This is a genomic window from uncultured Gimesia sp., assembly GCF_963972345.1.
In the GTDB taxonomy this organism is placed as follows: domain Bacteria; phylum Planctomycetota; class Planctomycetia; order Planctomycetales; family Planctomycetaceae; genus Gimesia.
Genome location: NZ_CAXAVM010000073.1, coordinates 23,289 through 33,752, shown reverse-complemented (window position 1 = coordinate 33,752; position 10,464 = coordinate 23,289). Strand labels below are relative to the sequence as shown.

Below are 10,464 nucleotides of genomic sequence, written 5' to 3'. Positions count from 1 at the left end.
AACATTCATTTGGTATCTTCGCTGAAGAACGTGCTCCCCAGACCATTCGCATTCGCTTTTCTCCCCCTGTCGTAAGAATCCTTCAGGAAAAGAAATTTCATTCAAGTCAACGTCTCAGTTACAAAAATGATGGTTCGGTGATTGCAGAATATCAATTGACCGGGTTTGAGGAAATTCGATCCTGGCTTCTCAGTTTTGGAAGACATGCTCGAGTATTAGAACCGACAGACCTTGTGGAAATGATTCGCGACGAACTGGATCTGATGATCAACGTCTATACTTTAGGAGATCGGACACATGACTGAGTTCTTCGGCCATTCACTGAAGGATCGTCCTGTTGGAGAACGGGATTCGTATTAGCCTTGATCTACCGCTTCCAAGCCGCGAATACAGTCTGATCAGCAAAGATGTATCCCCACTGGCCAACATAACCAGCAAAGAGTTTCCTGCTACAATCGAAGATGGCGTCTCAGCGAGGAGTCAGCCTACCTGTCTGGCCGGACCGAAGTTAATCTTGTGCAGCGGAGGAGTCCCGACCTGGATGCGTCGGGACTGAAACATCGCCGCGATCCCAAGCGAGTAAAGTATTTCCACATTCGCTTCTGGTTGCGAGATGGATGGGTACCTCAACAGGGATCGAACTACAGCCTCACTCAAGGGTAGTGTCCAGACCGGCCAAGTCCACAAGTCGCCGTCTGCAGTCCAGCCCGTAGTGGTAAGCCGTCCGCAGGGGCCCGGAACAGATGGCATCAACTGCAAGCCACGGTAGGCGAGCAAATTGAGAGCCCAATTTGTCTTCGCCTTGTTGTCACTTGCTGTTGGATCACTCCACATGACTGCATAGCGACGGTCTTCAAGTGGATCCCATCTCAAGGAGAGTTTCTCATCAGTTAGTTGACCTCGCGAAAAGAGAGCCGTTTGAACTCTTTCATGCGAGACACAGCTTGAGAGTTGGCGTGCTGTGTCTAAAAAGTATTGATGACCTGATCCAGTTGTAAAACAGAAAGGTGTCGCCTGCATCTGGCCATTATCAGACATGCACGCATCACACCCGAATGCGGCATAGAGATCAACTGTCTCTCGTTGCTTTATGGTTGCACTGTCGAGTGCTGATTTCATTGCGTCACGCAACTCGTCGCTGGTTGCATTGAGGTGTTTTCCCAGCGACAGTTCTTCAGACGGGACGGTCCTCTTCAAAGCTCCGAGCCATGCTGATCGGGCGTCACTGACAATCCGTCGGATAGGATCGATCTCGTCACTCTCTGCCTGCTGGCGCTCGGATCCTCGAAGTTTCCTTTTCTTGAGTACATCAATCGCTTTCTTGAGTCTCTTGCGTTGCTCGTCAAATGTCTTCTGCGCCGATTCTCGTGTACTCTCTGCATCTGTATCAGGCTCGAAAGGTACATTCAACTGCTCTGTGATCATTTGCGACACAGATTTCGCATCCGCATCTACGCCAAACAGCCGAGGCGACCATCCACCGTACGCCTCTTCCCAAGAGGTTGTCACTCGTTGGGACGACATCACAGCAGACACTGTGTGGAGCACCCCTAGCGCGGCGAGGAAACCGAGAGGATTTGTCCCATCAAGACCTGGGAGTAGCAGGCCCTCATGGGACGTGGTGTCCAGACGTTCGTTTGCTCGGTTCATATCAACACCTCCGTTTCCTGTGCCTGATCATCGTACTTTCCGTCGCACTCCTTCGCGCTTGCCTGTTGGTCAGCCAACCTGAGTACCGCTTCAAGGTATGCCAGTCCCCACCAGCCGAATCGCTTTGTCAGGTTCCAAAACCGCTCGGCAATTCCGGAATCAAGCCGATGAGAAGGGAACGCCAACCGATCTGCCGTCGCTATGTTCACATTTTCAAGGGAGACTTCTGGCGGATCTTCGTCAATAACGACAGGAGCGAACGGCCTGGCATAACCATGATGAGCAGCAATCAAGTGTAGAATCAGCTCCTGGTGCAGAGAGTTATCTGGGAACTTGCTGGATCTCTCGGCAAGCTGTACGGACAGCATTTCATGCCGGAACCCTTTGGGCAGTTCCGCGCGGATGCGGCAGGATTCTCGTTCGTTCCGAGTCTGTGGCATGCCGTCGGACTTGGCAAGTAGCCTCGATGTGGTGCTGGCGAATAACCAGGCATCGCTGCGGTCTGTGCGTCTGAGCAACGCCTGAAAACGTTCATCAGCCTTGCCCCAGTCATGGAGTTCGGCAGCGATCCTGTAGGCTTCGTCGAGAGCAGGGAACGGCAATCTCTGCAATGTCGCCTCCATTTCGGCCACTACGTGTGCCGTGTGATTCGACAACGAAACCGGGTTTCGGCGAAGTGTCTGAGTCGGCTGATCTTCCCCGTCATCGAGTGATGGCAAATACCACTCGATCACTTGATCCAGTCGTCTGCGAGTTGTGATGACAAGGCCGCGCCGGTCGGGATAAAACTCCCACTGGACTCCGGAAGCATCATGGATGTCGAGATTATTCAAAAACTCTCGCATGACTTCACTGCACAACTGGCGCAATTCGGGAGTGGAAGGTGGAGATTCGTCATCCGCGAGTCGATCCAGCACGCGTTGGGCTGCGGGGACCTTATTCCGTAAAGGCTTCAACACTGGATGCAGGCGGACTACTGCGCGGTCCTTGGCCTGCAGGAAGGCTGGCTCCGCAACATCTAACTGGCTATGGTCAGCAGATTCGGTTTCATGGTTTGATGATGTGTCGGACTCAGTTTTGGTCTTCTCGGCGACAACAACCTCGGTCAGTTGAGTTGGTTCCGGAATGTGCCCCAGTTCTTCCCAACCTTGAGCATTAATCGGCAGGACAATAGTGCAACCAGGATAGAGTTCCGTGACATTTTTCAACAGTATGCTCTCTCTGACACCCTTCCACAGGACGCATGGCGTTCGCAACTGCCCATTCTTGGAATTGTCCTGCTGGATCGTGACGAGCAGATCGGTTTCGTCAGCGCCCGCACCATACCCGTCAAGCAACCAACGTTTGAAGCGACCAATCGGGACAGACATGCACTCCGCCGCTGTGGGGGGCAACAGCGAGACCACATCGGGCCACTGTTTGGATGTCATCACATCATCTTCAACGAGATCAGCCCGCCAGCATATCTGCACATCCCTGGCTCCCTCCTGCAGTCCGTGGATAAACAGCGACACATCCGGATCTGGAACCGGCTGGGGATTCGTCTGACACCATAGGTCAATGTACGTCGGCAACATCACCGGTGCGTCCAGCTTCGATGATGGGGAAAGCAAAGTTTCCGGAATCCGACCGTCGTCGCCATGTTCTTCCAAGAGTCCGTTGAAAGCATTGATACCAAAGTTGACGGAGCGCGACTCAGTCAGCTTTGCTGCCGGCTTCCGTTTCCGCTTCTTTGGTTGACTGTCTTCTGACGACGTTGGCTCAGTTTCAGCGGTGGTTAATTCGGCATACTCCCACAACCAGTTCCAGGTCCTGGACAGGGAATTGCCGTAGATCGGATCAAGCGGCTTTTTGTCATCAAGCTTGCTTTCCTCTTTGGCTTGCTTTTCGTCGATCAGGATCACTGCTTTTGCTGGAATCGGCCTGCCGCCACGGTTGAGCCGTCCGAAACGCTGACGAACGGCGTCGAGCGACGCACACTCCGTGATCAAGACGTCGAAATCGTAATCCGCTCCGACTTCCAGACACTGCGTCGACACAACGAACGACGTCTGCCCGGTCTCCTTCGGGCGATTCGGGCCGACCAGTGATTGAAGCCGACTGGCTTGACGATCACGGTCTACTGGGCGCATTGAGCCGATGACCAGTTCGACGACTGACTCAGAATGTTGTTCCCGAAGTTTCCGATAGATCTCCTTCGCGGTTACCACCCGATTGACGATGATTCCAATCGCAGTGGGTCGCCCCTCCGATAAGCTTTTAGCGTCAGTAACTGCTGCATTGACAACATTTTCGACACTCTTAAGATCGGCCAACTTATTGCAGATCAGCCGTTCATTGAGTCCTTCGTTCTGGCGATCTGCATCCTCCAATTGAAGTACGTCGTTGGTATTGGTTCCTTGAGGTGGCGTGGCCGTCATCGGGACGACCTTCATGCGAGGCACACTAATGGTTTGCTCGGCCCATTTTTCCGGATTGAGGTATTGCGCGATCCACTGTAACGATTGCAGGAATGGGCGACTTATATGAGCTTCATCGAGCAACACTAAGCTGTCGTAGGCAATCAACGCTGCCTGTATCGGCGAGGCTCCTGAAGAGACGCCGTAACCACGAAACATCAGTCGCGATCCTAACTGGTCGATCGTTGTGCAGACGATTGTCGGTTGCGTGACGGAGCGAGCCCACCGATTGTCCCTGTAGATTCCACCTCGTAGTTCGAGTACGTCCAGCGGCGGAATCTCTTGGTCAGAAATTCCGGAGATGGTTCGCAGCGCAGCGGCGATGAGTTGTAGCACCGGCTTTGAACGACCTGATTCGCGTTCGGCTTTCCAGATCGCCTTAGCAATCCTCTTCGCCCGTTGATGAGCTTCGTCAACAATCACACGGCGGTTGACGCAAAAGAAAATCCTTCGCGGAGCAGTACGTTCTTTTACTGGCATGGTCGCTTGACACGCCAAGGCAAAAACCGAAACGTCGAGGCAGGCTGTTTTCCCACTACCGGTGGGCAAGTCGATGATATCTGGCCAGCTTCCGACAATTACCTTCTTCGCCAGCCGATGTTGCCAATCATACGGAGCATGCCCATGCAGTTCGTTAAAGTATTTGTCGAAGTCTTGCAACGTCAGCCCATTCATAACAGGCCCCCTTCCCGTACCTCGCGGAGAGGTTTGAGCAGGCCGTATCCGAGGTACCTTCCCGCCCCGATCAGAACCGGGCCGACTACCGGCTGTGCAAACCGCAGCCAGACATGGATCTGTGGTCGGGAGGCATTGGTTCCTTTGGCAGGAAACGCTGGGAAACCGTCACCCAATGCCGCGTCAGCGGGCGAAACTCCGTCGTTCCCGTTGCGTAACCGTCGTCGTTTGCCAGTCGCACACGGAACGCCCTGAAGCCAACTCGTAGTGTCCAGATCAACCTCGCGTGGCTCAGGGAGCCCGATCCGCATACAAGCTCGCTTAACGGTCTCCGCAACCTCCTCATTCCAGCCTACACGATCTTTCAAGCGATCAGACTTTGGAAAACGGTCAAGGACGACCGGAGTGACGCTGCCCCATGTGGTTGCTCCGCGTGGATTGGCTGTCCAGGATTCCGGCTGCAGACTGAATCTCGGATCGGACCACTCTCGCCTGGTGAGCGTCCAGACTCCCAAACGCCCTAACGTTAATTCAACGGTCTTCGGTTGTCCCTGATGATCCAACAGTAGCGGACCGATGCACTCTCCTCCTTCGCGACGATCAATCGAACGAGGCAAGGCCAGCGCCACTCCCAGCAGGTGACCATCAGCGTGCTTGTGCCCGACGAATGGCAAGGGAATCACGGCCAGATGACCATCGTCACGGCTCGATGGTGTGCCATCATCTGCATGCCCACTGATCCATTCGGGAGTTGGCTGGATGCCACACTGAACCATGATGGCCCTACGCAAGGCTTGTGTGACCTGCAAAGTCGCCTCCAGCGGCAGTCGTGGTCCCGCCTGTTGCGTGAGATTCAACAGGTCGGCATCAAAGTGAGAGTGAGCGGTATCGGGAGAAGTAGTCGGTTCCACGCGACGGTAACCTCGCCACAGTCCGACCATCGGGCGAATGGGTGGACGGGGATTAATGGACTCCCGTTCGGCTTCGACCGCCGAAATCTGCTGGTCAATCTCAGCTTTCCTTTCCTTCGCTCCCTTACTCTTGATCGTTTTCTTTTCGGTCTTGAGTGACTCAATCACCACTGACAGTTGTTCGTACTGGATGCGGTCGTCTTCTCCGTACAAGTCCTTCAGCGATTCGAAGAATCTCGGTGGAATTTTGCGCACGTGGAGTTCGGCCATCGTATCGGCTGGCTGCCAGGATTGGATTGGTTCATCGTCGCCAGGCAACTCATCGGCGACCCACATCCGCACCAGTGACGACGGATGACCGATTCGCGTGACCTTGCTGCAAAGACTGCTGAGCGCTGTGGCGTGCTGTTCTAAATCGCTGACATCAGACCACTGGGCATAGGACACAGCATCGCCCACCCAAGTAGTGGGGAATGTGCGAGGCTGGCGGTCGCGCGTCAGACTTGGAGCAGTCTGCAACAAGGTCTTCGACGGTCCCGCCTTGTCATTCACAGGGACGTAGACATCGACGACCGAGCGTGCAAAGACAGATTCACTCGGTGGCAGGAGCAGCTCTGGATCCCCCAGCGTTTCCAGCCAGCACAGTGCCCCTCTTTCCGCTTCGTCCCGTTCCGTCTCGAACCACGCTGCTGCCAGTGCCATGAACACACGGGCGGGATGAGGAGGCCACTCAGCACGCTGGCGATCAGAGACATTGGTCGCGACGCAGTAGCCCGTGAGGTACTCCCACGCTATTGTGAGTTGGCCCATTACTCTTCGCCTCCGGACTGTATGGCAAATTGCTGACTCTTGACGACGAGCTTGACCAGATCGTCCGATGGTCGCAGCTTCAGTGGCTCTTCTCGCCAAGAGAGCCCCTGTTTCGTTGCAGCGTCAAGTGCCTCCTTGAGCAAGGTGATGGCGGTTTCCGAAGTCAGCTCCCGCTTATCACCAGACTTTCCAGGTTTGACGAGCAGTTCCCAGCCGAGAGTTTCGGTTGGCCAGAGCAGACACCGTGAACGCAGGTCAAGCCCGGACTCAGCGGCCAACGTTGCGGCACAAAGTCCCAAGGCGGCCAGCACCGTTTGAGCGGCCAGATTTCGCTCGGCAGTTTGTTCGCCTTTGACGGGAAATCGCAGACGCCGGAGAGCAGCGAACGAGATGACGGTGGTCTGATCGGCGTGAGATATGGTCACACCACCATGAAACGGTTGACCTTTCTTATCCTTAAGGTCGGGTTTGATATTACCATGATTGGCTTCAGAAGGCTTTCCATCCTTGCCTATGAAAAGTGGCTTGCTCTTGTCTTTCTTTGCCTGAGCAGCATCGAGCGTCCAGCCGTTGCCGTCGGCGGTCTGATAAAGGGGACCAGCGTCAAGTCGAATCGCAAGTGGGTCGATCCGACTGCTGCTCCGAACTCCAGGAGATGCAGCAACCCCCACTATCTCGCTCACCATCGCTCGCTCGAACTTTGCTCCGAGCCCTCCTTTCGGCCCCGTTGAATCCCACATGCCGAACAGGAGTGCTGTCGGACAGAGTTCGAAAAGGGCTGTCGCATTGGCGTTGCTAACCCTGCGTAATTTCTGCCCATACGAAGATTCGTCCGATTCCTTCTTGGCACGAAACGGCTTGCCCTTATCATCACCTTCCTCGTCGACTACGCTGTCGCGAAGAATGGCGTCAGCGATCCGGTGAGGTGCCTGTAGAGAACTCACATTCCCTACCGGCTCAAGCAGTCGCATCTCATCTGAGAGTTTCTCATCCTTGTGCTCAGGGTCCCAAAACGGCGTGAAGTCGACGTTGATGAGCGGGATTGAGACACCAGCCTTCTTGAGTGTTTCGTAGTCAATCGCCTGTTGCAGTACTTCCTCCATCCGATTCGCTTGCGACTGCACCGAGTCGAGCAACACACAATCAACCGGCTCTGTGAAATTTGGTAACCGCCGCTTCTCTATTGCGTATACCGCGCCAGCATATGTGGGTGGAAACACCTTGGTCCCCTCTCCGCCCGCAGGTTGAAGAATCGCACGGCAACGCGCCGCAGCACCGTCTCGCACGGCATCCTGAATGTTTTTGAGTGTCAATGTGGCCACAAGATTGATCTCCCAAAGTCTTGCTTCGTGGCCCCCGATTATGAACCGAGGACGGCACGAGTAATCTGGTATATTCGCAAATGCTGATGCAGCATCTTAACAGTAACAAAGTGAATCTGCCAGTTTGCATGAGTGTATCAAACAGGTAAGACAGATCATGTCCAACCTGATTACTTTCATTTCAAAAATTATGCTTTTATCAGAAAGTCATCGAATGGAGTTTGATCTGTCTTTTGAATCCCGGAATGTTGAAAACAAATTCTTCCGAATCTACGAGCTGGCAGATTTTTGATCCGAATTGATTTTCCATCCCTCGAAAATATCCACGAAAGGATCTTAATAATGCCCATCATAGCGCACGGGATTCTTAGATCAGCGATCATGATCGCTTCACGTTTAAAGTCTTATTTCATCACAAGTTAGTTCACACGTATTCTAAAGTATCATTTCCAGCGGAAACAAATCAGATAATACTCATTTTGCAGCAGATTATCGATTTATTCTGACTCTCTGAAAAACTTCTTGTGTTGCGCCGCCCTTGTATGTACAGTGGTTATTCTGCTCTTTATGGACTTCCTATTCACGCATGGATGATCCCTGACATGATTACAGGCGCTGGCCACCGGAAGATCCCGGGGTTCTGTAATCGATGGTCGGTTTTCTGCTCTACAAGACTGGGAACGATTTCCAACTGTTCCCCGCCGATAAGAAAGACGCCGATCAATTTCGCGGGAGGGTTGAACCCGACTGCGATCAAAGGATCACAGATGAATCACGGGCTCAATCCACCTGCAACGGTTCCATTGCAACCCTCACAGACAAACGCTTCCCTTCATTCTCTTAGTAAAACAGCAGATGATGCGCTGCTTCCGGTACGGATGCTAAACGAGTTCACATACTGCCCACGGTTGGGTTATCTCGAATGGGTTCAAGGTGAATGGGCTGACAACCTGGAGACTCGCCAGGGCTCTTTTGGGCATCGCGTTGTCGATAAACCGGATCGAAAGAAAATCAATCCACCGAAAAATAAGCAAGCCGATGTACCTGAGGATGAAGAGGAAGATTCCGATCAAATCCATGCGCGTTCGATCATGCTATCATCCGATCAGGAAGGACTGATCGGCAAGCTGGATCTTGTTGAACTGGACGGGGCAGTGGCGACACCCGTTGATTATAAACGAGGGAAAGCCCCTGATATTCCAGAAGGGGCCTACGAACCGGAGCGAGTCCAGATATGCGCACAAGGTTTAATTCTTCGCGACCAGGGTTATCAATGTGATTCAGGGATTCTCTATTTTATTTCCTCGAAACGCCGCGTTGTCATTCCGTTTGATGAAGCGTTGGTCACGCGTACTCGCCAGTTGATTAAAGCGTTTAAGGAGACGGCGGATGCCGGCATTATCCCCCCGCCATTGGAGGATAGTCCGAAATGCCCTCGCTGCTCGCTGGTTGGGATCTGTCTGCCTGACGAACTGAACCTGTTACAGGTCGATCCCCTGACAAATCAGAAGGATCTCAATCAGAGTGATACACCTGGTCAGTCTCAGTTAACTGACAAACCCACTCAACCCCGTCGTCTGCTCCCCACGAAAGACAATGCTTTGCCCCTCTATATTTCAGAGCAAGGTGCCTTTGTGGGAAAGTCGGGGGAGCGAATCACCATCAAACTGAAAAAAGAGGAATTAGCCAGTGTAAGACTCATCGATATTTCACAAGTGTGCCTTTTCGGAAGTATCACCATGTCGGCTCAGGCGATCAGTGAACTTTCGCGAAGAGGAATTCCGATCTGCCATTTTTCCTATGGGGGGTGGTTTCACAGCATCACCTCTGGTTTCGTTCACAAAAATGTCGAACTGCGCATTCAACAGTACGCTGCCGCCCAGGACAGCCAACGTGCACTGATCGTTGCCCGTCAGCTGATCGCCGGCAAAATCAAGAACTGTCGCACACTGCTACGGAGACATATCGAAAATAAACAGGCCCCGGTTTTAGCAAAGCTGGCAGATTATCATAAACGGCTTGCGGACATTGATTCGGCACAATCGCTGCTGGGAATCGAAGGTATGGCCGCGAAAGAATATTTTGGCGAGTTCTTCACATTCTTTCCGGACCATCCAGAACTCGCCATCGATGGACGCAACCGCAGACCGCCGCGCGATCCTGTGAACGCGGTTCTTTCATTTCTTTACAGTCTGCTGACAAAAGAGCTCACGGTGGTTCTGCAAGCGGTTGGCTTCGACCCGATGTTAGGATTATTTCATACACCCCGTTATGGAAGACCTTCGCTGGCGCTTGACCTGGCAGAAGAGTTCCGTCCGCTGATTGCTGACTCAACCGCGCTCATGGTTTTCAATAACGGTGAAGTGAATGCCGATTCCTTTATTCAACGCGCAGGTGCCATCACAATGACCTCCGCTGGTCGCAACAGCGTGATTGGGGCCTATGAACGACGGATGGAAACGGAGATCACTCACCCCATTTTCGGGTACAAAGTCAGCTATCGCCGAATTCTGGAAGTACAGTCCCGACTTCTTGCACGTTATCTGTCAGGAGAAATTCCGGAATACCCGAGTTTTGTGACACGATAGTTCTGGTGATTATGCAACAACTGGAAATGGAATAAACGATACAGGATCA

6 protein-coding genes are annotated in these 10,464 nt (G+C 53.1%); 2 read left to right on the top strand and 4 right to left on the bottom strand.

The annotated features are described in order from the left end of the window. Positions 1 to 305 (top strand): WYL domain-containing protein (locus AACZ40_RS14000; RefSeq protein ID WP_339674692.1); only part of this gene is annotated, 305 nt, incomplete at its 5' end. A gap of 175 nt (positions 306 to 480) precedes the next feature. On the opposite strand, the gene AACZ40_RS13995 is transcribed toward AACZ40_RS14000, so the two are convergent. The 4 genes from AACZ40_RS13995 to AACZ40_RS13980 form a co-directional block, all read right to left on the bottom strand. Next, the gene (locus AACZ40_RS13995) at positions 481 to 1,434 is read right to left on the bottom strand and encodes a hypothetical protein (RefSeq protein ID WP_339674691.1); all 954 of its coding nucleotides are present in this window, start codon (positions 1,432 to 1,434) and stop codon (positions 481 to 483) included. A 212-nt stretch (positions 1,435 to 1,646) separates the two neighbouring features. After that, positions 1,647 to 4,784: a type I-U CRISPR-associated helicase/endonuclease Cas3 gene (gene cas3u / locus AACZ40_RS13990; protein ID WP_291177575.1), complete on the bottom strand. Its 3,138-nt coding sequence runs from the start codon at positions 4,782 to 4,784 to the stop codon at positions 1,647 to 1,649. Continuing rightward, the gene (gene csb2 / locus AACZ40_RS13985) at positions 4,781 to 6,505 is read right to left on the bottom strand and encodes a type I-U CRISPR-associated protein Csb2 (protein WP_291177578.1); all 1,725 of its coding nucleotides are present in this window, start codon (positions 6,503 to 6,505) and stop codon (positions 4,781 to 4,783) included. Before csb2 ends, cas3u begins: the two co-directional genes overlap by 4 nt. After that, the gene (locus AACZ40_RS13980) at positions 6,505 to 7,827 is read right to left on the bottom strand and encodes a type I-U CRISPR-associated protein Cas7 (RefSeq protein ID WP_291177581.1); all 1,323 of its coding nucleotides are present in this window, start codon (positions 7,825 to 7,827) and stop codon (positions 6,505 to 6,507) included. The genes csb2 and AACZ40_RS13980 overlap by 1 nt, the downstream gene beginning before the upstream one ends. Positions 7,828 to 8,594: 767 nt before the next feature. On the opposite strand from AACZ40_RS13980, the gene cas1 reads away from it, so the two are divergent. Then, positions 8,595 to 10,415, top strand: coding sequence for a CRISPR-associated endonuclease Cas1 (gene cas1 / locus AACZ40_RS13975; protein WP_291177584.1), 1,821 nt, complete (start codon positions 8,595 to 8,597; stop codon positions 10,413 to 10,415). The last annotated feature ends 49 nt before the right edge of the window (positions 10,416 to 10,464 follow it).